Origin of the sequence: Pseudomonas helleri (assembly GCF_045830615.1) — a bacterium.
Classification (GTDB): domain Bacteria; phylum Pseudomonadota; class Gammaproteobacteria; order Pseudomonadales; family Pseudomonadaceae; genus Aquipseudomonas; species Aquipseudomonas helleri.
The window spans coordinates 1969087-1992141 of sequence record NZ_CP174501.1 but is presented as its reverse complement, the minus strand read 5'-3'; the positions used below and the strand labels follow the sequence as shown (position 1 = coordinate 1992141).

Annotated in this window: 27 protein-coding genes and 4 tRNA genes; 13 read left to right on the top strand and 18 right to left on the bottom strand. The window is 57.7% G+C overall.

Annotated features, from left to right (window positions below; translation table 11 throughout):
• Positions 1–55 precede the first annotated feature (55 nt).
• Together ACJJU9_RS09015 and ACJJU9_RS09010 are read right to left on the bottom strand one after the other, a co-directional pair.
• Positions 56–811, bottom strand: coding sequence for a TerC family protein (locus tag ACJJU9_RS09015; RefSeq protein ID WP_048388577.1), 756 nt, complete (start codon positions 809–811; stop codon positions 56–58).
• A 30-nt stretch (positions 812–841) separates the two neighbouring features.
• Entirely contained in the window at positions 842–1084 is a 243-nt protein-coding gene (locus tag ACJJU9_RS09010; RefSeq protein WP_407730504.1) for a hypothetical protein, read from the bottom strand.
• Positions 1085–1220: 136 nt separating this feature from the next.
• On the opposite strand from ACJJU9_RS09010, the gene nhaR reads away from it, so the two are divergent.
• The gene (gene nhaR / locus ACJJU9_RS09005; protein WP_353231627.1) at positions 1221–2123 is read left to right on the top strand and encodes a transcriptional activator NhaR; all 903 of its coding nucleotides are present in this window, start codon (positions 1221–1223) and stop codon (positions 2121–2123) included.
• Here nhaR and ACJJU9_RS09000 read toward each other — a convergent pair whose 3' ends face one another.
• Positions 2124–3278, bottom strand: coding sequence for an MFS transporter (locus ACJJU9_RS09000; protein WP_273223157.1), 1155 nt, complete (start codon positions 3276–3278; stop codon positions 2124–2126).
• Between the two features lie 366 nt (positions 3279–3644).
• Here ACJJU9_RS09000 and sstT point away from each other — a divergent pair, with 366 nt between their 5' ends.
• On the top strand, positions 3645–4865 hold the full coding sequence (gene sstT, locus ACJJU9_RS08995; RefSeq protein ID WP_407730503.1) for a serine/threonine transporter SstT: 1221 nt from the start codon (positions 3645–3647) through the stop codon (positions 4863–4865).
• Positions 4866–4931: 66 nt separating this feature from the next.
• On the opposite strand, the gene ACJJU9_RS08990 is transcribed toward sstT, so the two are convergent.
• Positions 4932–5441: a DUF1993 family protein gene (locus ACJJU9_RS08990; RefSeq protein WP_123750508.1), complete on the bottom strand. Its 510-nt coding sequence runs from the start codon at positions 5439–5441 to the stop codon at positions 4932–4934.
• Positions 5442–5609: 168 nt separating this feature from the next.
• Here ACJJU9_RS08990 and ACJJU9_RS08985 point away from each other — a divergent pair, with 168 nt between their 5' ends.
• Both ACJJU9_RS08985 and ACJJU9_RS08980 read left to right on the top strand, forming a co-directional pair.
• Complete coding sequence (locus tag ACJJU9_RS08985) at positions 5610–6251, top strand: YceH family protein (RefSeq protein ID WP_048388584.1); 642 nt, start codon at positions 5610–5612, stop codon at positions 6249–6251.
• A gap of 188 nt (positions 6252–6439) precedes the next feature.
• Positions 6440–7363, top strand: coding sequence for an LD-carboxypeptidase (locus ACJJU9_RS08980; protein ID WP_407730502.1), 924 nt, complete (start codon positions 6440–6442; stop codon positions 7361–7363).
• A gap of 47 nt (positions 7364–7410) precedes the next feature.
• On the opposite strand, the gene ACJJU9_RS08975 is transcribed toward ACJJU9_RS08980, so the two are convergent.
• Positions 7411–8229 (bottom strand): shikimate 5-dehydrogenase, encoded by an 819-nt coding sequence (locus ACJJU9_RS08975; RefSeq protein WP_153375220.1) that lies wholly within the window; start codon positions 8227–8229, stop codon positions 7411–7413.
• 219 nt (positions 8230–8448) lie between these two features.
• On the opposite strand from ACJJU9_RS08975, the gene ACJJU9_RS08970 reads away from it, so the two are divergent.
• From ACJJU9_RS08970 to ACJJU9_RS08960, 3 genes are all read left to right on the top strand, one after another.
• Positions 8449–8793 carry a hypothetical protein gene (locus tag ACJJU9_RS08970; protein ID WP_048388590.1) on the top strand — a complete coding sequence of 115 codons (345 nt, stop codon included), beginning with the start codon at positions 8449–8451 and terminating at the stop codon, positions 8791–8793.
• Positions 8794–8965: 172 nt separating this feature from the next.
• Positions 8966–9160: a hypothetical protein gene (locus ACJJU9_RS08965; protein WP_048368881.1), complete on the top strand. Its 195-nt coding sequence runs from the start codon at positions 8966–8968 to the stop codon at positions 9158–9160.
• A gap of 112 nt (positions 9161–9272) precedes the next feature.
• Positions 9273–9467, top strand: coding sequence for a hypothetical protein (locus tag ACJJU9_RS08960; protein WP_407730501.1), 195 nt, complete (start codon positions 9273–9275; stop codon positions 9465–9467).
• On the opposite strand, the gene ACJJU9_RS08955 is transcribed toward ACJJU9_RS08960, so the two are convergent.
• Together ACJJU9_RS08955 and ACJJU9_RS08950 are read right to left on the bottom strand one after the other, a co-directional pair.
• Complete coding sequence (locus ACJJU9_RS08955; RefSeq protein ID WP_048368880.1) at positions 9415–9729, bottom strand: AzlD domain-containing protein; 315 nt, start codon at positions 9727–9729, stop codon at positions 9415–9417. The genes ACJJU9_RS08960 and ACJJU9_RS08955 overlap by 53 nt on opposite strands.
• Positions 9726–10421 (bottom strand): AzlC family ABC transporter permease, encoded by a 696-nt coding sequence (locus ACJJU9_RS08950; RefSeq protein ID WP_048368879.1) that lies wholly within the window; start codon positions 10419–10421, stop codon positions 9726–9728. The genes ACJJU9_RS08955 and ACJJU9_RS08950 overlap by 4 nt, the downstream gene beginning before the upstream one ends.
• A gap of 206 nt (positions 10422–10627) precedes the next feature.
• Between ACJJU9_RS08950 and ACJJU9_RS08945 the strand changes: the two genes are divergently transcribed.
• The gene (locus tag ACJJU9_RS08945) at positions 10628–11146 is read left to right on the top strand and encodes a Dps family protein (RefSeq protein ID WP_123750503.1); all 519 of its coding nucleotides are present in this window, start codon (positions 10628–10630) and stop codon (positions 11144–11146) included.
• A 225-nt stretch (positions 11147–11371) separates the two neighbouring features.
• On the opposite strand, the gene ACJJU9_RS08940 is transcribed toward ACJJU9_RS08945, so the two are convergent.
• Positions 11372–12313 (bottom strand): class I SAM-dependent methyltransferase, encoded by a 942-nt coding sequence (locus ACJJU9_RS08940; protein ID WP_407730500.1) that lies wholly within the window; start codon positions 12311–12313, stop codon positions 11372–11374.
• 237 nt (positions 12314–12550) lie between these two features.
• Here ACJJU9_RS08940 and ACJJU9_RS08935 point away from each other — a divergent pair, with 237 nt between their 5' ends.
• From ACJJU9_RS08935 to pbpG, 3 genes are all read left to right on the top strand, one after another.
• Positions 12551–13102: a DUF2975 domain-containing protein gene (locus tag ACJJU9_RS08935; RefSeq protein ID WP_153356491.1), complete on the top strand. Its 552-nt coding sequence runs from the start codon at positions 12551–12553 to the stop codon at positions 13100–13102.
• A 9-nt stretch (positions 13103–13111) separates the two neighbouring features.
• Positions 13112–13321: a helix-turn-helix transcriptional regulator gene (locus tag ACJJU9_RS08930; protein WP_048368875.1), complete on the top strand. Its 210-nt coding sequence runs from the start codon at positions 13112–13114 to the stop codon at positions 13319–13321.
• 348 nt (positions 13322–13669) lie between these two features.
• Positions 13670–14608, top strand: coding sequence for a D-alanyl-D-alanine endopeptidase (gene pbpG, locus ACJJU9_RS08925; RefSeq protein ID WP_048368874.1), 939 nt, complete (start codon positions 13670–13672; stop codon positions 14606–14608).
• 70 nt (positions 14609–14678) lie between these two features.
• Here the strand turns inward: pbpG and ACJJU9_RS08920 are convergent, their stop codons facing one another.
• From ACJJU9_RS08920 to gltX, 9 genes are all read right to left on the bottom strand, one after another.
• Positions 14679–14807 (bottom strand): hypothetical protein, encoded by a 129-nt coding sequence (locus tag ACJJU9_RS08920; RefSeq protein WP_256665494.1) that lies wholly within the window; start codon positions 14805–14807, stop codon positions 14679–14681.
• 169 nt (positions 14808–14976) lie between these two features.
• Complete coding sequence (locus ACJJU9_RS08915; protein ID WP_048368873.1) at positions 14977–15462, bottom strand: Hsp20 family protein; 486 nt, start codon at positions 15460–15462, stop codon at positions 14977–14979.
• A 112-nt stretch (positions 15463–15574) separates the two neighbouring features.
• Entirely contained in the window at positions 15575–16534 is a 960-nt protein-coding gene (locus ACJJU9_RS08910) for a tRNA-dihydrouridine synthase (protein ID WP_153336195.1), read from the bottom strand.
• A gap of 62 nt (positions 16535–16596) precedes the next feature.
• A complete protein-coding gene (locus ACJJU9_RS08905) occupies positions 16597–17031 on the bottom strand; it encodes a thioesterase family protein (protein WP_048388601.1) in 435 nt (144 codons plus the stop codon).
• A gap of 173 nt (positions 17032–17204) precedes the next feature.
• Positions 17205–17280, bottom strand: a tRNA-Glu gene (locus tag ACJJU9_RS08900).
• A 77-nt stretch (positions 17281–17357) separates the two neighbouring features.
• Positions 17358–17433: transfer RNA gene (locus ACJJU9_RS08895), tRNA-Ala, on the bottom strand.
• A 50-nt stretch (positions 17434–17483) separates the two neighbouring features.
• Positions 17484–17559 (bottom strand) — tRNA-Glu (locus ACJJU9_RS08890).
• Between the two features lie 75 nt (positions 17560–17634).
• A tRNA-Ala gene (locus ACJJU9_RS08885) sits at positions 17635–17710 on the bottom strand.
• Between the two features lie 266 nt (positions 17711–17976).
• The gene (gene gltX / locus ACJJU9_RS08880) at positions 17977–19458 is read right to left on the bottom strand and encodes a glutamate--tRNA ligase (protein ID WP_048388603.1); all 1482 of its coding nucleotides are present in this window, start codon (positions 19456–19458) and stop codon (positions 17977–17979) included.
• 214 nt (positions 19459–19672) lie between these two features.
• Here gltX and ACJJU9_RS08875 point away from each other — a divergent pair, with 214 nt between their 5' ends.
• Positions 19673–20623 carry a 2-hydroxyacid dehydrogenase gene (locus ACJJU9_RS08875; protein ID WP_407730499.1) on the top strand — a complete coding sequence of 317 codons (951 nt, stop codon included), beginning with the start codon at positions 19673–19675 and terminating at the stop codon, positions 20621–20623.
• A gap of 30 nt (positions 20624–20653) precedes the next feature.
• Positions 20654–21976, top strand: a complete 1323-nt coding sequence (locus ACJJU9_RS08870; protein WP_407730498.1) for an Nramp family divalent metal transporter — start codon at positions 20654–20656, stop codon at positions 21974–21976.
• Positions 21977–22055: 79 nt separating this feature from the next.
• On the opposite strand, the gene ACJJU9_RS08865 is transcribed toward ACJJU9_RS08870, so the two are convergent.
• The gene (locus ACJJU9_RS08865) at positions 22056–23018 is read right to left on the bottom strand and encodes an alpha/beta hydrolase fold domain-containing protein (protein ID WP_407730497.1); all 963 of its coding nucleotides are present in this window, start codon (positions 23016–23018) and stop codon (positions 22056–22058) included.
• Positions 23019–23055 lie beyond the last annotated feature (37 nt).

Below are 23055 nucleotides of genomic sequence, written 5' to 3'. Positions count from 1 at the left end.
CAAAAAAACCGTCCACCCTGACAAGGATGGACGGTTTTTAAGTGGCAGCCTGCGCTTACTTGGTCACGACAGCCTGACGTTTTTCCCGAGCGCGACGCGCGAGAATGTTCAAGGTTTCTACGGTGGCGGAGAACGCCATCGCCGCATACACGTAGCCTTTTGGTACATGAGCGCCAAAACCTTCTGCGATCAGGGTCATGCCGATCATGATCAGGAACGCCAGTGCCAGCATCACCACGGTCGGGTTTTCGTTGATGAACTTGGCCAGAGGCTCCGAAGCCAGCAACATCACCATCACCGCCACCACGACCGCAATCACCATGATCGGCAAGTGCTCGGTCATACCGACCGCCGTAACGATACTGTCGATGGAGAACACCAGGTCCAGCATCAGGATCTGACCGATCGCAGCGGCAAAACCTACAGCAACTTTGGACGACACGCTCTCGGCCTTGTCCTCGGCATCAGGGGTCATGTTGTGGTGAATTTCACTGGTGGCTTTCCAGACCAGGAACAGGCCGCCCGCGATCAGAATCATGTCTTTCCAGGAGAACGCCTGCCCCAAGACTTCGAATACCGGCGTGGTCAACTGCACGATGTAAGCGATGGTGCTGAGCAAGCCCAAGCGCAGAATCAGCGCCAGGCCGATACCGATACGGCGGGCCTTGGTACGAAATTGCTCAGGCAGCTTGTTGGTCAAAATCGAGATAAAGATCAGGTTGTCGATCCCGAGCACCACTTCCATCACGATCAGCGTGGCCAGTGCAATCCAGGCCGTAGGGCTGACCGCCAGTTCTAAAAGGTATTCCATAGGTGTGTTCTGACCCTTCTGTAAGACAACTTAAATAGTGTGCGATGTTTCTTTATTTTCTTCAGCCGGTGGCTGCTGTTCAATCAAGCGCCCGCCGGTTGCGTCGTTGAGCGCCTGCTCAGCCGCCTTGTGGGTGTCATCAATGGCCTGCTTGGCAGCCTCAGCGGTTTTGCTGAGCATCTGCTGCGCGGCTTTTTCTGCCTGATCACAACCGCCCACCAGCAATAAGGTGGACGCCAACAGCGCGGCATAACCTGCTTTTTGAATCTTCATCGTGACGTGTCCTCTTTAAACCTGCGGCCAGCAACGTGGCCTGCGAATAACGCGCGATTTTAGAGAGCCAGACACTTCAGGAAAATTCGTATTTTTAAGCGCTATACTTCGGTTTTTACGAAGTGTTGCCAATCATATGCTCAATTACCGCCAACTCCATTACTTTTGGGTCGTTGCCAAAACCGGCAGCATCGTGCGCGCCTGCGAGCAATTGAACCTGACAGCACAAACCATCAGCGGGCAAATCAGCCTGCTGGAAGACACCTACGGCCTGCCCTTGTTTCGCCGGGTCGGGCGCCAACTGGAGCTGACCGAAACCGGGCGCCAGGTGCTGCCCTACGCCGAACAGATCTTCCAGGTGGGCGCCGAGCTGGAAAGCATGCTGCGCATGGCGCCCAAAGAGCAACAATTGATCTTGCGGGTCGGGGTTGCCGATGTAGTGCCCAAGTCGATTGTGTATCGGCTGATCGCCCCGACCATGGAGCTGGACAAACCCGTTCGCATTACCTGCCGCGAAGACAAGCTCGACCGGCTGCTGGCGGATCTGGCGATTCAACGGCTTGATTTGGTCATTTCCGACAGCCCGATGCCTTCCCATCTAGACATTAAAGGCCTAAGCCAAAAGCTTGGCGAATGTGGAATCAGTTTTTTTGCCACCGCAAGCCTCGCCCAAGCGTATGCCGAACACTTCCCGCAGAGCCTGCAAGACGCGCCCCTGCTGATCCCGGGCCCGGAAACAGTGATCCGCACGCGCCTGTTGCGCTGGCTGGCCGAGCTGAAAATCCAGCCTAGGATTGTCGGTGAATTCGATGACAGCGCGCTGATGCAGGCGTTTGGCCAATCAGGTACCGGCGTGTTTATCGCCCCCAGCGTGATCGCCGACGAGGTCATGCGCCAATTTGACGTTGAGCTGATCGGCCAGACCGAGGCCGTCACCGAATCGTTTTATGCCATTACCGTCGAGCGCAAGATCCTCCACCCCGGCATCGTGGCGATTACCGAGGGGGCGCGACGGGAGCTGTTTACCGAAAGCCGTTGATCAGGCGCAGGCCGCCCGCGGCTTCATCGTCATCAGCAGCGATGCAAGGATGATCGATACCAGAATAAAACCGGCTCCGGCGAAGCCCAGGCTGCCCAGCCCGTAGGTATCAATCACATGCCCGCCAAACAGCGCGCCAAGGCCGATCCCCAGGTTGGCCCCGGCAATGTTCAACGATGCGGCAAAGGCTGGTGCCTGCGGCGCGGCTTTCATCAGCCGCACATGGCTGACCAGAAACAGCGCCGCCTGGGTTACCCCCCAAACGCCCATCGCGGCCGCCAGCCCCAGCGTAGAGTGAATGCTCGGCACCAGCGCCACCATGCCGCCAATCATGAACGCGCAAAACACCATCGACGCAATCAGCGGGTGGCGGTCTACCATGCGCCCGCCCAACGAATTGCCAATCAGGCCAACAGCGCCAAAGCCCATCAGACACCACCCCACCAGCGTGCCGTCAAACCCGGCCAGGCGCTCCAGGATATCGGCCAGATAGGTGTAGGCCGTGAACATGCCGCTGAACACCAGCACTGACAGCACGATATGCCCGATCATCAGCGGGCTGCGCAGCAGGCCAAACTGTGAACGCAAGGTGACACCCTCTTTGACGCCTTTGACTGCCGGCAAATACACCCACAGCAGCAAGGCCTTGGCCAGCGCGATCACGGCCAGAATTGCGAACGCACTGCGCCAGCCCCAGGCATCCGAGATCAACGTCCCGACCGGGATACCGAACACCGTCGCACAGACAATCCCGAAGCCGATCTTCGCAATCGCCCGGCCCGCGTACTCAGGGCCGACAATGTTGACGGCGGTTTCGCTGGCCAGCGCCCAAAACACCGGCAAGCCCAGCGCAGGCAACAACCGCGCAAACGCCATGACCCAAATATTCGGCGCCAGCGCGGCCACAGTATTGGCGAAGGCAAACATCAGCAAAATGCCGATAAACAGGCGTTTGCGCTCAAAGCGGGCGAAGTAGGCCGTCAAAAACGGCCCCAGCGCTGCCACGGTGAAGGCGAACAACGTGACCAGCAAACCGGCCTGCGACACGCTGACCTCAAGGTCACGGGCGATCGCGGGCAGCAGCCCGACAATAATGAACTCGGTGGTGAGCACGGTGAAACCGGCCGCAGACAGCAGCAGGATGGGCAACAGCATGAATAACTCCAAAGACGACAACGCCAGCGAAAGCCCGAAAGGCCCGCTGATTTAAAGAAAGTGGGGGATGCGCAATGGTAACAGAATGCTTCGCCAGCATGGGGAGTTGGCGCTATAGACCTACGCGCTAAGGTGCGGCAGATCGCCCTTACGTAGGAAAGCTCCTACTTCTGTATGGTAAAGTCCGCCCCCCGTTCTGACCTTAGTCAGACAAGCGTGCTCAGCACGCATGACTGAATCCGCCCCCTACTCTGCTTAACTCAACACGTTTAAGCGCGGCTGCTGGTTGTTATTACCTGCCGGCTAAAGATTGAGTCAACGCCAGAGTCTTTGAATGCGCCACCCACAACAACTAGAGACACTCCTATGACTGATGCTCCACCTACTCTGCTGCAAACGCTCAAACGCACCAGCCTGGTGACCCAAATTGTCATCGGTCTGATTGCCGGTATTTTGCTGGCCTGGCTGGCACCTGCTGCGGCACTCTCGGTGGCCTTTGTCGGCAAGGTGTTCGTCAGCGCCCTGAAAGCCGTGGCGCCGATTTTGGTGTTTGTGCTGGTCATGGCCTCGATTGCCAACCACAAACAAGGGCAAGTCACCCACATCCGCCCAATCCTGGTGCTGTATTTGATCGGTACGTTTGCCGCAGCAGTTGTCGCCGTGATCGCCAGCACGCTGTTCCCGTCCAGCCTGATTCTGCTCACCGAAGACATCACCGTGTCCGCTCCCGGGGGCATCAGCGAGGTCTTGCAAAGCCTGCTGTTGAGCGCGGTGGACAACCCGGTCAGCGCCCTGATGAACGCCAACTTCATCGGCGTTCTGGCCTGGGCGATTGGCTTGGGCATTGCTGTTCGCCATGCGGGCGAAACCACCCGCACCGTACTCAATGACTTGTCCAACGGCGTGACCTTGATCGTGCGCGTGGTGATTCGCTTCGCGCCATTGGGTATTTTCGGCCTGGTCAGCGCGACCCTCGCCACCTCCGGTTTTGGCGCTCTGCTGGGCTACCTGCACCTGCTCACTGTGCTGATCGGCTGCATGCTGTTTGTGGCCCTGGCGGTCAACCCGCTGATCGCGTTCTGGAAGCTGCGCCGCAACCCGTACCCGCTGGTGTTCATGTGCTTGCGTGAAAGCGGAATCACCGCGTTCTTCACCCGCAGCTCGGCGGCCAACATTCCGGTCAACATGGCGCTGAGTGAGCGTCTGGGCTTGCATGAAGACACCTACTCGGTGTCGATCCCACTGGGCGCGACCATCAACATGGCGGGGGCGGCAATCACCATTACCGTCTTGACGCTGGCAGCCGTGCACACGTTGGGGATTGAGGTGGATGTGCCGACCGCGATTCTGCTCAGCGTGATGGCGGCCGTGTGCGCCTGTGGCGCTTCGGGTGTTGCGGGGGGCTCGCTGCTGTTGATTCCGTTGGCGTGCAGCCTGTTTGGCATACCGAGCGAAATTGCCATGCAGGTGGTGGCGGTCGGTTTCATCATCGGCATCCTGCAGGACTCCGCTGAAACCGCACTCAACTCGTCAACCGACGTGCTGTTTACCGCTGCTGTGTGCCTGGCCGAAGAAGAACAGGCCTAGGCCTTACAAAACAGGAGCACCCGCGCGGGTGCTCCTGAGTCTGTCACGCGTGGCTTGGCGCAATGCTTAGAACGCGCCCATGTAGTCACGCTTGCCGATTTCAACGCCGTTGTGGCGCAGAATCGCGTAAGCGGTGGTCACGTGGAAGAAGAACTGCGGCAGGCCGTAGGTCAGCAGGTAAGCCTGGCCGGTGAAGCGTTTTTCTTTCGGCGTGCCCTGACGGGTAATGATTTCGATCCCTTCCTTGCCATCGATTTGCGCAGGCGTAATGCCGTCAACAAACGCCAGCACCTTGCTGATCAGGGCTTGCAGGTCAGCAAAGGTCACTTCGCTGTCATCGTATTTAGGCAGCTCGATCTCAGCAAGACGGCCCGAAACACCCTTGGTGAAATCAACCGCGATTTGCACCTGACGCACCAGCGGGAACATGTCCGGAGCCAAGCGTGCTTGCAGGAACACACTCGGGTCAATGTTCTTTGCTGCGGCGTGAGCTTCAGCTTTGCTCAGCACACCGCTCAGGGCGTTGAGCATTTGTTTGAATACAGGAACAGAAGCAGCGTACAGAGAGATAGTCATGAAAGTCTCGACAGTCTGTGGGCGGAAAGTGAATGTGCGGCGATTATAGGCATACGCCGCGTAAGAAGCGGCTTGTCTTTTAGTCAGTGTTGAACCTATAAGGGGCGGATGACAATTGGGTGTGATCGCAACACACTGATCTCCTTTTAAACGCACAAGGAAAGCGTGATGAGCACTGAACACGACAGCGACACCGGAGCTCGGCTTAACAGCACTGAAATCCGCATCCTCGGTTCCTTGATCGAGAAGCAGGCCACCAACCCGGAAACCTACCCCCTGACCCTCAATGCGCTGGTACTGGCCTGCAACCAGAAAACCAGCCGCGAGCCGGTGATGAACCTGACCCAAGGCCAGGTGGGCCAGAGTTTGCGTGCGCTTGAAGGCCAGGGCTTTACCCGTTTGGTCATGGGCAGTCGCGCCGATCGTTGGGAGCACAAAGTCGACAAGGCATTGGAGCTGGTCCCTGCCCAAGTCGTTCTGCTGGGCCTGCTGTTTCTACGCGGCCCGCAAACCCTCAACGAATTGCTCACCCGCAGCAACCGCATGCATGACTTTGAAGACACAGAACAAGTCCAGCATCAGCTCGAACGGCTGATTGCCCGTGATTTGGCACTGCTCATTCCGCGCCAGTCGGGCCAGCGCGAAGATCGCTATACCCACGCACTGGGCGACCCGGCAGACATCGAAGCAATCATCGCCGCCCGCCAGCAACCCGCCGAGCGCAGCCCTTCAGGTGTGTCCCTTGAGCGCTTTGAAGCACTCGAAGCACGCATTGCGGCATTGGAAGCGCGTTTGAGCGAACTGGAATAGCACCCTGCATAGCCCCCATCAGATGCCACGCCGCTCAATCAGGCATCGGGGGCTCTTATAAAAAAGCCACTCATTATCAGGAACCTTCCCGCGCGTTAAAGCGACTCGTCTTTAAATACATCCGATGATCGAGGACTAGGCTAAACACTTCATATCGTTAAACGACGGCGTCATGGAGTGTTTCAGTAATGACCTTGTGTTCAATAACACCTAAAAACCTTAAACCCGGCAGCCGGATCGCCATCGTCTCCCCGGCCGGGGCTGTGTCTAATCCAGACCTGCTGACGCACACTCACAACATGATCATTGAGCAGGGCTATACACCTGTTTACGGTGAGTTTGCGCTCGCCAGACATGCGCATCATTACACCTATGCGGGCACGCCCGAACAACGACTCAGGGACTTGCAGTGGGCGCTGGACGACGACTCGATTGATGCCATCTGGGCAACCCGTGGCGGCTATGGCAGCGTTCAACTGCTCGAGCACATCGACCTGAGCCGTTTCGTACATAACCCCAAATGGTTAATCGGCTACTCCGACATCACCTTCTTGCAGAGCCTGCTGGCAAGGCACGGAATTGAGTCGGTACACGGCCAAAACATCATCAGCACGCCAACCCCGTCAGCCGATTCTTATCAGAATATTTTCAACCTCTTTAAAGGCATCAAACCCACGTACCAACTGGACAATAACCTGCTCAATGAACCGGGCTCGGCGTGCGCCACCCTGATTGGCGGAAACATGACCGTCGTGACCGCACTCTCTGGCACCCGCTTTAACTTCAATTACGACAACGCCATTCTGTTTCTCGAAGAAATCGGTGAGAGCGCTTACTACAAGATTGACCGTTACCTTAAAAGCCTCGAGCAGACAGGGGCTTTTGAAAAGATTAAAGGCCTGATTATTGGCGGCATGAAAAACATCGCGGATGACACGTCGCCGCACAGCCCCATTGCTCAATCAATCATTGCCGAACGCGTGGCCCAGTATTCCTTCCCGAAAGTTTTCGGGTTTCCCAATGGCCATATCCCGGACATGCGCCCATTGATCATCGGCGGCACCGTGAGCCTGCGTGTTGACGAAAATGGTGTGCGACTGGCGCACCTTTAAGCGCTAAGCGCCATAAAGGCCGAATCTCGGCCTTTATGGCTCAACCATCAACTGCGGGCAAAGGCCACCGCCGCCTGGAACTGCTCCGGGGTTGGGCGCACGCCGGTGTACAGGGCAAATTGCTCAACCGCCTGGATGGCAATCACTTCCAGACCCGTAATGACCCGTTTGCCTTGCTCTCGGCCACGAATGATCATGGGCGTTTCAACGGGGATCGCTACCACATCAAACAGGATCTCGGCCTGATCGATCGCCTCAGCAGCAAACGCCAGATCATCGGCCTCAGCCCCGCCCGCCATGCCAACCGGTGTAACGTTGATGAGCATTTGCGGCCGTTGCTGGCCCAGTTCTGCCTGCCATGAGTAGCCGAGGTTTTTCGCCAGCGCAGAACCCGTGGCCTCGTTACGGGCCACGATCACGCCATTGTGATAGCCGCCATCGCGCAAGGCTGAAGCCACGGCCTTGGCCATGCCGCCGCTGCCGCGCAAGGCGAACGTGGTGTCCTTGGCAACCTGGTGGTCACGCAGCAATTGCGCAATGGCGATGTAATCAGTGTTATAGGCCTTCAAGTGCCCGTCTGTGTTGACGATGGTGTTGATCGACTGAATGGCCTGCGCCGAGGCGTCCAGTTCGTCAACCAACGCAATGCTCGCCTCCTTGAAGGGCATCGACACCCCGCAACCGCGAATACCAAAAGCCCGGATGCCGGTAATGGCCCCGGCGAGGTCTTTGGGGCTGAAAGCTTTGTAGTAAAAGTTCAGGCCCAACTGTTCATACAGATGATTATGAAAACGCAGTCCGAAATTCCCGGGTCTGCCTGACATCGAGATGCATAGCCGGGTGTCTTTGTTCGGATTCATTTGCATGTTCATCTCCTCGTGCTTTCGGATAAACGGCTCAAGCTGCCGCGATAAATTTGCCGGATCATAGCGCTCGCTGAAACGTGTCAGCGAGCCCAAGACCTTACACAAACTTTACCGAAACATTTTGCAATTTTTTCTAAAAAGATTGTCTCAATGTTATCCCCGCTATTTCATATGGCCTGGTGCAGGCCAAGACGCGGGGTTGAAAGCAGAGGAATCGTCATGATGCGTACCTTCCCCAAAGTTGCTTTGCTGATCGGCGCCCTGGCTGTCGCTGGCCAGGCATCCGCCCATGGCGGTTGGGGTGCTGGCCCGGCGCTGGTTGGCGCAGTGGTCGGTGCTACGGTTGTTGGCTCGATAGTCGCCAGCCAACAACGCCCGGTTTACGTAGAACACCCGGTCTATGTGCAACCACAACCGGTTTATGTGCAGGCGCCTCCGGTCTACTACCAGGCGCAGCCAGTTTACGTACAACCACAACCGGTTTATGCACCGGCCTATTACGGCCGACCACATCCGGTGTACTACGGCCCACCCCGCGGTTATTACGGCCCACCACGCTGGTAATCGCAGTCAACACCCCAGCGGCAGGCTTGTTCAGTTGCCGCCAGGTTTGAATTGAGGTTGCGATTGTCACGCACTGGACACAGTATTGGCTGAAACTACGGCATCAGCGTGCACACACTTTCGACGCTCTGGCCGTGACACTTCGCACACCATAAAAACAAGGACGACCTGTATGCCGACACAAAACCCGCACCGCACTGTAGGCCTGTGCACTTCCACCAAGGTCTACAACACGCTGACCGAACTCAAACAGCTTGAAGGCCACCGCGCCGCCAAGCTGGTTTCATTGCTGGCTCAACACCTGGTTAGCCAGGGCTTGCTGAGTGACCATGAAGTGATGCAAATGCTGGATCAAGTCGTCGACTAAACTGCCTGGAAACAACCTCACCCGCATCAATGGCGACTATCACGCGTAATGATTTTTTGCGCATGGGCCCAAGCCTTAAAGTGGCGCCATTGTTTGATAGCAGGAGGTTCCTATGCCAAAGGTCCGTATCATGTCGGTTGTCGGCAGCGCAGTCCCCGAACCGCTTCGCGCGGACGGTCTGCTGGCGTGCTGGTATGTGGTCATTGACGGTGTTCCCGTCAGCGGCCCGTTCAAATCACGCGCCGCAGCGCAAGTTATAGCCACCAGCGAAACAGATAAAACAACGCCACACTTAACACGACACTGAGCAACACGTTGCGGGTCCAGAGCATCAGCCCTATCGCACACACAGCCGCCAGCAGGTACGGGTTGGTGGGGCTCAGATCAAGGGTGTGATCCTTGATAAAAATGATCGGCCCGCAAATCGCCGTCAACATGCCCGGCACCGCAAACCCCAGAAATTCCCGAACCCCGCGGTTCAAGCGAATCGGCAAGCGCGGCTCGAGAAACAGATAGCGGTTAAAAAACAGAATCAGCGTCATCCCGCCAATAATCAGCCATACCGTCATGCGAAGTACGCTCCCAGCCGTTTGCACAGATACCCGACGGTCATACCCGCCAACCCCGCCAGCACAATCGCCGACTCCCATTGCCAATAACTGAACAGCACCACGCTCAATAACGAGACGGCGACGCAAATCAGCGTTGGCACATTGCGCACAATCGGCGTGATCAGGGCAATGAACGTCGCGGCAATCGAGAACTCCAGCCCCAATTGATCCAGCCCCGGAATGCTTTTACCGACAATCACCCCCAGGCAGGTAAACAGGTTCCAGCCCACATACATGCACAGGCCAACGCCCAGGGCGTACCAGCGGTTGAAGGTTTTTTGGTCATACGGGCTGACCAAGGCAAAAAACTCATCGGTCAGCAAAAAGCCAAGGCTGGCGCGCCACTTTGCCTCCATGGGCGCGACGATGGGGCGCAAATGCATCGCATAGAGGATGTGTTGCGAAGTCAGCAGCAGCGTGGTGATCAAAATGGACAGCGCACTGGCGCCCCCTTTGATCATGCCAATGGCCACCAATTGAGCCGCCCCGGCAAACACAAAAAGTGACAGCCCTTGGGCTTGCATCGGTGTCAATTGCGCATCAATCGCCGTCGAACCGGCTAAAAGTCCCCAGGGCGCGCAGGCCAGGGTTAAGGGCAAACAAGCAATCGCGCCGCGTGTAAAAGCGACGCGAGGAAGCGAAGTAGGCATCAAAAAACATCCCGGCAGTAAGCAGCGACAAAGGGTCGCAACTTGGTCAGTGAAAGTCTTGAACGATCTTGCTCTTCGTCAGGTCGTAACGTTTAGCCACCCTCATTGAGCCGCCCGGCGGGTTTGACGAACCACTGTTCGTGGTCTTTAGTCAGCCCCACTATTCATTCGTTTAAGCCTATTCACAGCCAACACGAGGAACGACCATGAAAGACCTGAAATCCGCCAAGGAAAGCAGAAAGGCCGATCTGCGGACACCTTCGGCGCTGAGCGAAGAAGCACGCATCAACATTGCTGCAGAAGTGAATGCATTGCTGGCCGACACGTTCGCCATTTACATGAAAACCAAGAACTTCCACTGGCACATGTCCGGCCCGCACTTCCGTGACTTCCACCTGCTGCTGGATGAGCAATCTGATCAGATTTTTGCCACCACCGATGCCATTGCCGAGCGCGTGCGCAAGCTGGGGCGCACCACAATCCGCTCGATCGGGCATATCAAAAAGCTCCAGCGCCTGCTGGACAACGATGCTGATTTCGTGACCCCGGAAGACATGCTTGCCGAACTGCGCGAAGACAACATCCAGCTGGCCGCCTACATGCGCGCCACCCACGAGCTGTGCTCTGAGTCGGGTGACGTGGCCACCACCAGCCTGCTCGAAAACTGGATCGACGAAGCCGAACGCCGCGTCTGGTTCCTGTTTGAGTCGTCGCGCACTCGCTAACGTGTGAGCCGCGGGAGGCTACCGTCCTCGCCGATATTCCCTCTCCTTAGGGCGAGGGAAAATCAGATCAAAAGATCGCGAGGCAAGTTCGCTCCTACAGGGCCTGCAGATTCACCCGGCTCATGAATTTTGTTTCACGGTGGTCACAACAGGCGACTTGTATAGTGACCCCGCTCATTCAATGAACCTTGGCCCGCACTCTCCCGCGGGCTTTTTTTTTGCCTGTCACACGCCCTGCTTGAACACCAGCGCTTTCAGCCCGCACTCAGGATCGGCATCCGGAAACTCCGGCGGGTTTTCCAGCCGTTGCTCAAAGCGCAGGCTCGGCGCCTCAGCGGTCACGCCATTGATCAAAAATTCGGAGCCCAGCGAAGGATCGTTCATGCACGCCAGTACCGTGCCGTTTTCAGTGAGCAATTCCGGCAAGCGCCGCAGCACGCGTTGGTAATCCTTGGTCAGCAAAAAACTGCCCTTCTGGAACGAAGGCGGGTCGATGATGACGACATCGTAAGGCCCCAGGCTTTTGACCTTCCCCCAGGACTTGAACAACTCATGCCCAAGGAAGCTCACCTTGCCGGTGTCATGCCCGTTTAGCCGGTGGTTGTCCCGGCCACGGCTCAGGGCCGCACGTGACATGTCGAGGTTCACCACATGCTCAGCGCCGCCTTCAATGGCCGCGACAGAAAACCCGCAGGTGTAAGCAAACAGATTCAACACCCGCTTACCCTCAGTGTTCTCCCGCACCCAGTTACGGCCATAACGCATATCCAGAAACAGCCCATTGTTCTGCTTGCGGCCCAGGTCCACCTGATAGCGCAACCCGCCTTCAGTGAGCGTCCACTCGTCCACCGGCTCACCCGCCAGCCATTCAGTATCACTTTGCAACGTGTAGCGATGCTGCATCACCAGCGTGTGGGCGCCACAGGCTTGCCACACCGGCGACTGCACAATCGTCAGCAGCATCTGCCTCAGGGCTTCAAGCTGGGCGGGCTCCGGCTCTTTGAACAGCGAGACCAACACCACACCTTGCAGCCAGTCCACCGTCAACTGCTCCAGGCTCGGCCAGCAGCGGCCGCGCCCATGGAAAATACGCCGTGTCTCAGCAGGCGCAGCCTCCAGGGTGGTCATTAAATGCAGGTGCAAGGTGGTTAACGCTTCAGGGGTCATCAGGCTGGCCGGTCAATTTCAAAGGCCGGCATTTTACACAATTGCGCAGTAGCACTTAAGCAACACGCCCCTGCCCGGGATTCACGTAGACCTCAAGCTGCATTCTGCCACCATGAAATTATCGTTTTACAATCATTTATTATCGAATTACGATACAGCCACTGCACAGGCCTACCCGGAAGGACTGCGCAGCCTCCGGACACTTAAATCGATGACTACGCATAAAAGGATTGTTCGATGACAACAGATCTCTTGGCCAATCGCAGCCGGATCTTGGCGACCGCCACATTGGTACTGGTGGTCAGCATGCTGCTGGCCAATATCGCTTACTGGGTTTTCCCGGATGCTCTGCACACTGTCACGGGCGGGTTCAACTTGACCGCGATGATCGGCCAACTGGACGCCAACATCTCGCTCATGCCCTGGTGGCAAGCGGCTGGCGGGATCGTCCTGTCCAGTATCCCGCTGCTGATACTGGCAAAAGGTTTACTGGCGCTGCGCAGCCTGTTTCTGGCCTACAGCAAAGGCGAATACTTTTCGTCAGAGTCGGCAGACCTGCTGGGCAAAGTGGGCAAGAGCGTGTTGCTCTGGGTACTGGCCAGCCTGGTGCTGACACCGGTGATGAGTGTATGGATTACCTTCACCCGACCTGCAGGCGAACGGTTGCTCAGTATTAACTTTGAGCCGTCACATATTGTTGCGTTATTTCTCTCAGCCTCTCTTATGATCATCGCTCGCAGCTTGTCCAACGCGTGTTCGTTGGCAAGAGAGAATGAGCAGTTTGTTTAAGAGGGCACGATGCCGATAGCCATAAAACTGGACGTCATGCTGGCCACACGCAAGATGAAGTCCAAAGACCTCGCGCAAATGATCGGGATAACCGAGCAGAACCTTTCACTACTCAAACAAGGAAAAGTCAAAGGTATAAGGCTGGCCACCCTCGAAGCCATCTGTGTCGCTCTGGATTGCCAACCCGGGGACTTGCTGCATTTTCAACCGGAGCCGTAACCCGCCCCTCCCTGGCACCTAAACTGCAAAACGCCCATGAGCCTACACCTCATGGGCGTTTTGCGTTTTAAGGCCCCTTGATTCCCCGCTGCAACGTCTGTTCAGCCAGCCAACAGCATTGCGCTGCTAGGCTCGTGCGATGCACGCTTCACGGGCTTGTGAAGCAGCAAAATCCTCACCGGCACGGCGCGCAATACCCAGGCTCACCTACCGCGTGAAATTTCTCTGCTAACCCCCTGCAAATACAGGCATTTCTAACGTTATTAATCCATACTCAGAAAATGTAACGTTATATGTATACCAACGGTTGCCGTTCAGAATTCCCTAACCATCATTGAGTCAATCTGCGTGAAAATTCATCTTTCGATTTTGAGCCTATTTTTAGTTCTCACAGGCACAGCCGCTCCTTCAATCGCCGCAGCGACGGAAGGCACCATGTCACCCCGAGACATGTCGAAACTGCACATTGCTTCTGGCAGCGCGCTGCTGATCGACCTGCAAACCAATAAAGTCATTTACGCCAGCAACCCGGACGTGGTCGTGCCCATCGCATCGGTTTCCAAACTGATGACCGCGATGGTAGTGCTGGACGCCAAGCAATCGATGGACGAGTACATCTCGGTCAACATCAGCGACACCCCGGAAATGAAAGGCGTGTTCTCGCGGGTCAAGCTGGGCAGCGAGTTGTCACGTCACGAAATGATGCTGATCACCCTGATGTCCTCGGAAAACCGCGCTGCGGCCAGCCTGGCGCACCACTACCCGGGCGGCTACGTGAAGTTCATTGCTGCCATGAACGCCAAGGCCAAGAGCCTGGGCATGATGCACACCCATTACGTTGAGCCTACCGGCCTGTCGCCGCGCAACGTCTCGACGGCCCGCGACCTGAGCAAATTGCTCGCCGCCGCGCGCCACTACCCGATGCTCAGCCAGCTGAGTACTACCAAAGAAAAATCGGTGACGTTCCGTAAACCCAACTACACCCTGGGCTTTCACAACACCGACCATTTAATCAACAAAGACAAATGGAACATCAAGATCACCAAAACCGGCTTCACCAATCAGGCAGGCCACTGCCTGGTGCTGGTGACTGAGATGGGCAATCGCCCTGTGTCATTGGTGATTCTGGATGCATTCGGTAAATACACTCACTTTGCCGATGCCGGGCGTATTCGTAACTGGGTTGAAACCGGCAAAGCCAGCAGCGTGCCTGACGTAGCGCTGCGCTATAAAGCCGACAAAAACCTGCAACAGCATCAACCTAAAACGGCCCATGTCGCCGAGTAACACGGCACTCGATAAAAAACAGGCACCTGCCCCGGGGAGAGAGTCGGAGCAAGTGCCTGTGTGTTGCCCGTTAACGCTTGGGTGAAGGCTTGGGCGTTTTCTTGATGGTTTCGACGGTGGTTTCTTTCGGGCGGCGCTTGGCCTCCTCCAACGGAATAAACAGACCCGTTTCTGAATCACGTGCGCGTTTGTTTTTCATCTAAAGCTCCAGTCAAAGCCCTGAGGTTGAGGCCTGTCTTGGCAGACTAGCTGAAGCTTTGGGCCCTTTCGGGCGATAGAAACACGCACTTGCAGATCCGTTGCAATCTCCCCCTCCTCCTGCAAAAAAGAACCCCGCCTATTAGACGGGGTTCCAGCACAGACTCACATCAGTTTTGCAGAGCAGGCTGTTGATCCCCACTGTTGATCGGGATGCGTTTGGCTTTTGCTTCTTCGGGCACCACCCGCTGCAGGTCGATGCTCAGCAAGCCATTGCTCAAGTTCGCGTTTTTGATCTCGATGTGGTCATCGAGACGGAAGGACAGTTTGAATGCCCGTTGCGCGATGCCCTGATGCAAGTAGGTCACGCCTGATGCTGGTTTTTCAGCGCTGCTTTCGGTGTTGTCACCGAAGGTTTCACGTTTGCTGCCGCTGACGCTCAACACACCTTTTTCAACTTGCAGGTCCAGATCGTTCTGGGTGAACCCTGCCGCCGCGATCACGATGCGATAGCTGTCATCACCGTGCTTCTCGACGTTGTAGGGTGGATAGCCAGCGCTGGAGTCATTGCGCAGCGCGGTTTCAAACAGATCACTAAAACGGTCAAAACCGACAGAATTACGGAACAGTGGCGCCAGAGAAAATGCGGTGTTCATAATTTAGCCTCCTGATTTCAGCGAGATTTTGTCTTCGCGACCCGGTTTCGGCATCGCTTAACCCCTAAGTAGGGATCAGCAAAATCATTTCAAGAGGCTTTTTTGAAATTTTTTACGCGCCTTCCACAGGCGGGTTGTTGACCAGATGCCGAACCTTTTCACAGTCGGTTTCGCGGCGCATGGCATTGAACAGCACCACGGCTTCAGGGTAGTTGCGCGTCAACATGGCCAACCACTGCTTGAGCCGCCCCGGCGCCGAACGCGGCGTCAGTTGCGCCTCAGCTTGCGCCCAGAAATCGCGGATCATCGGTTGTAAATCGGCCCAGGTCATTTCAACCACCTCTTCGCCCGCCCGCGCAGCGGCGATTTGCCGGGCAAGGTCCGGGCGCGACACCAGACCGCGACCGAGCATGATGTCTTCAGCCCCGCTTATTTCGCGGCAACGGCGCCAGTCTTCAACCGACCAGATATCGCCATTGGCAAACACCGGCACCTTGACCACCTCTTGCACCTGGGCGATGTACTCCCAATGCGCAGGCGGCTTGTAGCCGTCCATTTTGGTCCGCGCATGCACCACGATCTGGCTGGCGCCCCCTTCAGCCAGAGCAATCGCGCATTCATTGGCGCTGTCGGGCGTATCGAAGCCCAGGCGCATTTTGGCCGTCACCGGGATATGCGCAGGCACCGTACGGCGCACCTGCAGCAAAATCGCATGCAGCAGCTCAGGCTCTTTGAGCAGCACCGCACCGCCACGGGACTTGTTCACGGTCTTGGCCGGGCAGCCAAAGTTGAGGTCGATGACCTCGCTGCCCAATTGGCAGGCCAGCGCCGCGTTGTCCGCCAGGCACGCCGGGTCAGAACCCAGCAGTTGCACGCGCAGGGGCACGCCAGCACGGGTTTTGGCACCGTGTTGCAGCTCAGGGGCGAACTTGTGGATATAGGCTTCGGGCAACAGCCGTTCAGTGACCCGAATAAATTCGGTCACACACCAATCAATACCGCCGGTGCGGGTCAGGACATCACGCAGGATGTTGTCGACCAACCCCTCCATCGGCGCCAAAGCAATTTGCATGGGTGACTCTCATAAAAAACGTGCGGCAGTTTACGGGGTTATGTAACCAATCGGTATCTCGATCAGGGCGCTACGACCGCCGAACCGTAGCCTTCCAGAAACTCCGGCGGCAGGCGCTTGGGCTTGCCCGTCGACAGTTCGATGCAGACAAACGTGGTTTGCGCGCGCAGCAAGGTCGCGCCATCACTTGGCCGGATCAATTGAAAGTGCCGGGTCAGACGCAGGCGCTTGTCAAAATCGACAATCCAGGTCGCGAGCTGCAGCTCATCCCCTTCATAGGCGCTGGCCAGATAATCGATTTCGTGGCGCGCCACCGCCATGGCCCGGTCGAGCCTGCGGTATTCAGTCAAATCCAGCCCAAGGCGCTGGGAGTGGCGCCAGGCGCAGCGCTCCAGCCAAACCACATAGGCGGCGTTATTGGCATGGCCAAAACCGTCGATGTCTTCGCTCTGCACCTGCAGATCAATGATGAACGGCGTCGCCAGATCCCAATTCATGCCAGTCTCCCTGCCTACAAATAAAGCGCGCAGTGTAACGCACCCGGTCTGCGCTGAGGCAGGCCCGGACTGATGGCAAAGGCAAAAGGAATGGAAATGGCCGAACGCCAGAAAAACAAAAGGGCCATTCAATTAATGAATGACCCTTAAAAATCCCGCAGAGCGGGTAATCGTGGCGTCCCCTAGGGGACTCGAACCCCTGTTACCGCCGTGAAAGGGCGGTGTCCTAGGCCACTAGACGAAGGGGACACAAACCCTTCTAACAGTGATCAGTGCTGAGTACTGATCGATTCAATGCCAGTGTGGCCCGGCATTGAACTGTAAATTGGTGGAGCTAAACGGGATCGAACCGTTGACCTCTTGCATGCCATGCAAGCGCTCTCCCAGCTGAGCTATAGCCCCGATTTATCGCCTGGCGGCGGAGCAACACCGAAATGCTGCTTCTGTGAAACTGGCGTCCCCTAGGGGACTCGAACCCCTGTTACCGCCGTGAAAGGGCGGTGTCCTAGGCCACTAGACGAAGGGGACACAAACCTTCTATTTGATCAGCGCTGAGTGCTGATCGATTCAATGCCGGTGTGGCCAGGCAGTGAACCTAAAATTTGGTGGAGCTAAACGGGATCGAACCGTTGACCTCTTGCATGCCATGCAAGCGCTCTCCCAGCTGAGCTATAGCCCCAAACAGTCAGTGTTGCGTGTTGCTGTGTGGACGGGGCGCATATTAAGACTGGATCGGTAGGCTGTCAAACTTATTTTTAAAAATTTCTAAAAAAATTTGCCGTGAGAACAACCACTTACCCTTAAAACCCCGAAAACACGGGGGGCGCGCTGATAAAATTTGTAGTCGCTGCCGCAGGCTGCGATGGGCTGCATAGCAGCCCTGCTGTTCCAAAACACCTCAGGCCCCTCTCGCAGCCTTCGGCAGCGACTACAAATAAACACGTATCAGCCGATTGCGCTGAACAGCTTTTCCCACTCTTTGTTTTCTTTCTTCGACACGCCACCCAGCAGGTCCAGCGCCTGACGCAGACGGAAGCGCGTCAGGTCCGGGCCCAGGATCTCCATGGCGTCCAGTACCGACACCGAGCTGGCTTGGCCAGTGATGGAAGCGAACATCAGCGGCATGGCATCACGCAGCTTCAGTTCAAGGGCTTCCACCACTGTCTGAATGCACGCTGTGATCGCGTCTTTCTCCCACTGACGCAGGCTTTCGAGCTTCCACAGAATCAACTGCATCAACTGGCGCACTTGATCGCCGGAGAGCTTTTTGTGCTCAAACAGCTTGGCATCCGGCTGCACGCCGCCTGCGAAGAAGAACCCGGCCAAAGGCGCGATCTGGCTGAAGGTTTCAACCCGGCCCTGCACCAGCGGCGCGATCTTCATCATGTAGTCGGGGTTCAACGCCCAGTGCTGCACGCGGCTGGCGAACTCTTCCAGCGGCAAGTCACGCAGCCATTGGCCATTGAGCCAGGAAAGCTTCTCGATATCGAAAATCGGCCCGCCCAGGGAGACACGGGACAGATCAAAGTTATCGACCATTTCTTGCAGCGAGAACTTCTCGCGCTCGTCCGGCATCGACCAGCCCATGCGGCCCAGGTAGTTGAGCATGGCCTCAGGCATAAAGCCCATGCGCTCGTAGAACGTCACCGACGTCGGGTTCTTGCGCTTGGACAGCTTGCTCTTGTCCGGGTTACGCAGCAGCGGCATGTAGCACAACTGCGGTTGTTCCCAGCCAAAGTATTCGTAAAGCAGGATCAGTTTTGGCGCCGATGGCAGCCATTCTTCGCCACGCAGCACGTGGGTGATGCCCATCAAGTGGTCATCGACCACGTTGGCCAAAAAGTACGTTGGCAGGCCGTCGGCTTTCATCAGTACTTGCATGTCCATGCGATCCCACGGGATCTCGACGTCGCCACGCAGCATGTCCGGCACCACGCACACGCCTTCGGTCGGCACTTTCATGCGGATCACGTGCGGCTCGCCTGCGGCCAGGCGGCGGTCGATTTCTTCTTGCGACAGCAGCAAGGCACGGCCGTCGTAACGCGGGGTTTCGCCCTTGGCCATTTGCTCGGCGCGCATTTGGTCCAGCTCTTCTGCGGTGCAGAAGCAGGGGAACGCATAGCCCTTGTCGACCAGTTCCTGGGTGTATTGCTTGTAGATGTCACTGCGCTCGCTTTGACGGTACGGACCGTGCGGCCCGCCTACGTCCGGGCCTTCGCTCCAGGTGATCCCCAACCAGCGCAGGGCGTCGAAGATCTGCTGTTCCGACTCGCGGGTCGAACGCAATTGGTCAGTGTCTTCGATGCGCAGGATGAACTCGCCGCCATGCTGCTTGGCAAAGCAGTAGTTGAACAAAGCGATGTAAGCGGTACCTACGTGGGGGTCGCCAGTCGGTGATGGCGCGATGCGCGTGCGAACGGTGGTCATGAGCGATCTCGAAGTGAAGATAAAACAAAGGGCGAATCTTAACAGGCCGACCCGGCTCGGCTCCAGCGCAGCACGCAGGCAAAGGCCTAACATCCGACGCGCAGATGAAAAAACCTCCAAATAGAGCGTTTGTATCAAGTTGATACAGGGAAAACCCCGGGACAGAGGTGCTAATCTCGCCTCATTCTCGGTCATCCCTGTCTGGAGTCTCCCCATGGGCCACGTAGTGCTGGTGCTGGTTGAAACGGTTAACGACTGTCTGTATCTGCTGGAAGACCAGGGTTATGAACTGATTCTTGCGCCCAGCGCCGCCAGCCGCGCCGAGGCCATCGCCACTCACGGCGCACGTATCAACGTCGTGCTGACCCGCGGCCCGCTGGGTTTGCGCGATGATGAAATGGCCGCCCTGCCCTTGCTCGGCATCATCTGCGTGATTGGCGCCGGCTATGAAGAAGTCGATTTGCAGGCCGCCAGCAATCGCGGGATCAAAGTAACCAATGGCGCCGGGGCCAACGCCTCGTGCGTGGCTGACCATACCCTGGCGCTGCTGTTGTCTACGGTGCGCGGCATACCCCAGGCGGACGCCAGTGTGCGCCGCAACGAATGGATCAAAGTACGCCAGCCGAGCCTGTCCGGAAAACGCCTGGGCATTGTCGGCCTTGGCGCAGTGGGTCAAGCCATCGCCAAACGGGCCGCGCTGGGTTTTGATATGAGCGTCAGCTACCACACCCGCCAACCCCGCCCGGACAGCCCGTACACCTACCGCGCCAACGTACACGACCTGGCCAGCGCGGTGGACTTTCTGGTGCTGGCGCCCCCCGGCGGTGCGGGCACGCGACACTTGGTCGACGCCAGCGTACTCCAAGCGCTGGGCCCCGACGGCTACCTGATCAACATTGGCCGGGGCAGCGTGGTCGACACTCAAGCCCTGATCACCGCCCTGGCCGCAGGCACCATCGCCGGTGCCGGGCTTGATGTGTTCGAGGGCGAACCCTTGGTCCCCGATGGCCTGAAAACCCTCAGCAACGTGGTCATGACCCCGCACGTGGCCGGCCAATCGCCCGAAGCGGCCAAAGACACCGTGCAATTGGTGGTCGACAACCTGCAGGCGTTTTTTAGTGGCCAGCCGTTACTGACACCGCTGCAACTGCCTGCACCTCGCTAACACTGATTTATAAAGTCCCGGAGCCCGCGTTTGAAATTCAGCCTGCCAAAAATCGCCACCGCGCCCTTCTGCCCGCCTGAAGTCAGCGGCAGCGTCCCCGTGGACGCCAGGGCGCCGTTCTGGAAACGCGCGCTGCGCTTCGCCGGGCCCGGCTTGTTGATCAGCATCGGCTACATGGATCCGGGCAACTGGGCCACCGCCATCGAAGCCGGTTCGCGCTACGGCTACAGCTTGCTGTTTGTGGTATTGCTCGCCAGCCTGGCCGGCATGGCCGTGCAGTGTTTGTGCTCACGCCTGGGCATCGCCACCGGGCGCGACCTGGCGCAACTTTGCCGCGAACGCTACAGCCAGCGCTCGGCACGGTTTCAATGGGTGTTGGCAGAAATCTCGATCATCGCCACCGACCTCGCCGAAGTACTCGGCTGCGCGCTGGCCTTCCACTTGCTACTAGGCTGCTCGCTGACCTTCGGCATCGCCCTGACCACCTTCGACACCCTGTTGATTCTGGCGCTGCAAGGCAAAGGCTTCCGCCGCCTCGAAGCCATCATGCTGGCCTTGGTGATGACCATTGCCGCGTGTTTTTTCGTTGAACTGGTGCTGATCAAACCCTACTGGCCGGACGTTTTCGAAGGCTTCAAACCTTCCCTTTCCGCCATCAGCGACGCCGCGCCGTTGTACATCGCCATCGGCATCATTGGCGCCACGGTCATGCCGCACAACCTCTACCTGCACACCTCCATCGTGCAAACCCGCCTGACCGGCCGCGACTACGCCAGCAAACTCGACGCCGTGCGCCTGTCGCGCATCGACACCATCGGTTCGTTGACCCTGGCCCTGCTGGTCAACGCCGCCATCCTGATCCTCGCCGCTGCCGCCTTTCACCAGACTGGCCATTCCGACATCGTCGAAATCCAGGACGCCTACCGCATGCTCGACCCGCTGGTCGGCGGCGCCATGGCCAGCGTGCTGTTTGGCGTGGCATTACTGGCCTCGGGGCAAAGCTCGACCTTCACCGGCACCATCGCCGGGCAAGTGATCATGGAAGGCTACTTGAACCTGCGCATCCCCTGCTGGCAGCGCCGCCTGATTACCCGTGGCCTGGCGTTGATCCCGGCGTTCCTCGGGGTGTGGCTGATGGGCGATGACGCCGTGGGCAAACTGCTGATCCTTAGCCAGGTCGTGCTGAGCCTGCAACTGCCCTTTGCGCTCTACCCGCTGATCCGCATGACCAGCGACCCTACGCTCATGGGGCCTTTCGCAAATCGGCTGCCGACAAAGCTGCTGGCGTGGTTCCTGTTTGCCGTGATCAGCGGGGCGAATATGTGGTTGATTGCGCAGATTGGATTCGACTAAACCGTGTAGGAGCCGCCGCAGGCTGCGATCTCTTGATCTTTAAAATCAAAAGATCGCAGCCTGCGGCAGCTCCAACGGGTTAATTTGCCAGCATTTTATCCAGCCAACCCGCCACCCTCCCATGGATCTCCGGCACTTGCTCCAGCAAGCCGCTCATGCGCATAAAGTCGTGGGTCATGCCGGGTTCTTCCAGCAACAGCACATCGTTACCGGCTTGTTCAAGCTTGCGGGCGTACGCCAGGCCTTCGTCATACAACGGGTCGTAGCCGGCCAGGTACACCAATGCCGGGGCCAGGCCGGTGACATCCGTTGCCAGTAACGGCGAAATCCGCCAGTCCTGCAGCACCTGTTCATCCTTGGCGTAATGCCCGTAAAACCAGTCCATGGTCGCGGTTTCGAGCAGGTAGCCTTCGGCGTAACGCTGATGGGAGTCACGCTTGCAGCTGCCATCGGTTACGGGATACAGCAGCACTTGGGCACGGGGCACGATGGCGACTTCTCGCGGTTCCTGCACCGCCAGAATCGATAACACCGTGCTCAAGGTTCCGCCCGCACTGTCTCCGGCAAAGGCCACCCGCGAGGCGTCCAGCCCATGTTGACGGCCCTCACGCAGCAGCCAGTTCACTGCATCGCAGGCGTCATGCACGGCCGTGGGAAACACCCACTCCGGGGCCAGCCGGTAATTGACCGCCAGCAAGGCAAAATCCCCGGCCGCCGCCAACCGGCGGCACAGCGAATCATGGCTGTCGAGGCTGCCAATGACATAGCCACCGCCGTGAAAATAAACCACCACCGGCAACGGCCCGACCTCAAGGCCAGGCCGACGATAAAGCCGCGCCGACAGGCTGAAGCCATCACGCGCCGGAATCCGCACGTCGTAGCTGTCCACTGCCGTCACCGGCACATCAAACACGCTGGCGCTTTGCTCGAACTCGCTGCGGGCCTGGGCCGGGGTCAGCGCATGCATGGGCTGGGTCTTGCCGGTCATGCGGCTGAATTCAGCCAATTCTAAAAATGCTTCCAGTTCGGGCAACACCGACATTTCTACTTTCCTCAAAAAACCGTAGGCGCGAGCGTGC

Excerpts from the sequence above, each read along its gene's own strand:
- ACJJU9_RS08945 (WP_123750503.1), top strand. The coding sequence starts at position 10,628 with ATGAAAGACCTGAAATCCGCCAAGGAAAGCAGAAAGGCCGATCTGCGG.
- ACJJU9_RS08950 (WP_048368879.1), bottom strand. The coding sequence starts at position 10,421 with ATGCCTACTTCGCTTCCTCGCGTCGCTTTTACACGCGGCGCGATTGCT.
- ACJJU9_RS08935 (WP_153356491.1), top strand. The coding sequence starts at position 12,551 with ATGACAACAGATCTCTTGGCCAATCGCAGCCGGATCTTGGCGACCGCC.
- ACJJU9_RS08955 (WP_048368880.1), bottom strand. The coding sequence starts at position 9,729 with ATGACGGTATGGCTGATTATTGGCGGGATGACGCTGATTCTGTTTTTT.
- ACJJU9_RS08915 (WP_048368873.1), bottom strand. The coding sequence starts at position 15,462 with ATGAACACCGCATTTTCTCTGGCGCCACTGTTCCGTAATTCTGTCGGT.
- ACJJU9_RS08990 (WP_123750508.1), bottom strand. The coding sequence starts at position 5,441 with ATGACTATCTCTCTGTACGCTGCTTCTGTTCCTGTATTCAAACAAATG.
- gltX (WP_048388603.1), bottom strand. The coding sequence starts at position 19,458 with ATGACCACCGTTCGCACGCGCATCGCGCCATCACCGACTGGCGACCCC.
- ACJJU9_RS09015 (WP_048388577.1), bottom strand. The coding sequence starts at position 811 with ATGGAATACCTTTTAGAACTGGCGGTCAGCCCTACGGCCTGGATTGCA.
- ACJJU9_RS08930 (WP_048368875.1), top strand. The coding sequence starts at position 13,112 with ATGCCGATAGCCATAAAACTGGACGTCATGCTGGCCACACGCAAGATG.
- ACJJU9_RS08965 (WP_048368881.1), top strand. The coding sequence starts at position 8,966 with ATGCCGACACAAAACCCGCACCGCACTGTAGGCCTGTGCACTTCCACC.
- ACJJU9_RS08910 (WP_153336195.1), bottom strand. The coding sequence starts at position 16,534 with ATGCAAATTGCTTTGGCGCCGATGGAGGGGTTGGTCGACAACATCCTG.
- ACJJU9_RS08865 (WP_407730497.1), bottom strand. The coding sequence starts at position 23,018 with ATGTCGGTGTTGCCCGAACTGGAAGCATTTTTAGAATTGGCTGAATTC.
- ACJJU9_RS08875 (WP_407730499.1), top strand. The coding sequence starts at position 19,673 with ATGGGCCACGTAGTGCTGGTGCTGGTTGAAACGGTTAACGACTGTCTG.
- ACJJU9_RS08940 (WP_407730500.1), bottom strand. The coding sequence starts at position 12,313 with ATGACCCCTGAAGCGTTAACCACCTTGCACCTGCATTTAATGACCACC.
- ACJJU9_RS09000 (WP_273223157.1), bottom strand. The coding sequence starts at position 3,278 with ATGCTGTTGCCCATCCTGCTGCTGTCTGCGGCCGGTTTCACCGTGCTC.
- nhaR (WP_353231627.1), top strand. The coding sequence starts at position 1,221 with ATGCTCAATTACCGCCAACTCCATTACTTTTGGGTCGTTGCCAAAACC.
- ACJJU9_RS08985 (WP_048388584.1), top strand. The coding sequence starts at position 5,610 with ATGAGCACTGAACACGACAGCGACACCGGAGCTCGGCTTAACAGCACT.
- ACJJU9_RS08970 (WP_048388590.1), top strand. The coding sequence starts at position 8,449 with ATGATGCGTACCTTCCCCAAAGTTGCTTTGCTGATCGGCGCCCTGGCT.
- sstT (WP_407730503.1), top strand. The coding sequence starts at position 3,645 with ATGACTGATGCTCCACCTACTCTGCTGCAAACGCTCAAACGCACCAGC.
- ACJJU9_RS08920 (WP_256665494.1), bottom strand. The coding sequence starts at position 14,807 with ATGAAAAACAAACGCGCACGTGATTCAGAAACGGGTCTGTTTATTCCG.
- ACJJU9_RS08975 (WP_153375220.1), bottom strand. The coding sequence starts at position 8,229 with ATGCAAATGAATCCGAACAAAGACACCCGGCTATGCATCTCGATGTCA.
- ACJJU9_RS08980 (WP_407730502.1), top strand. The coding sequence starts at position 6,440 with ATGACCTTGTGTTCAATAACACCTAAAAACCTTAAACCCGGCAGCCGG.
- ACJJU9_RS09010 (WP_407730504.1), bottom strand. The coding sequence starts at position 1,084 with ATGAAGATTCAAAAAGCAGGTTATGCCGCGCTGTTGGCGTCCACCTTA.
- ACJJU9_RS08905 (WP_048388601.1), bottom strand. The coding sequence starts at position 17,031 with ATGAATTGGGATCTGGCGACGCCGTTCATCATTGATCTGCAGGTGCAG.
- ACJJU9_RS08960 (WP_407730501.1), top strand. The coding sequence starts at position 9,273 with ATGCCAAAGGTCCGTATCATGTCGGTTGTCGGCAGCGCAGTCCCCGAA.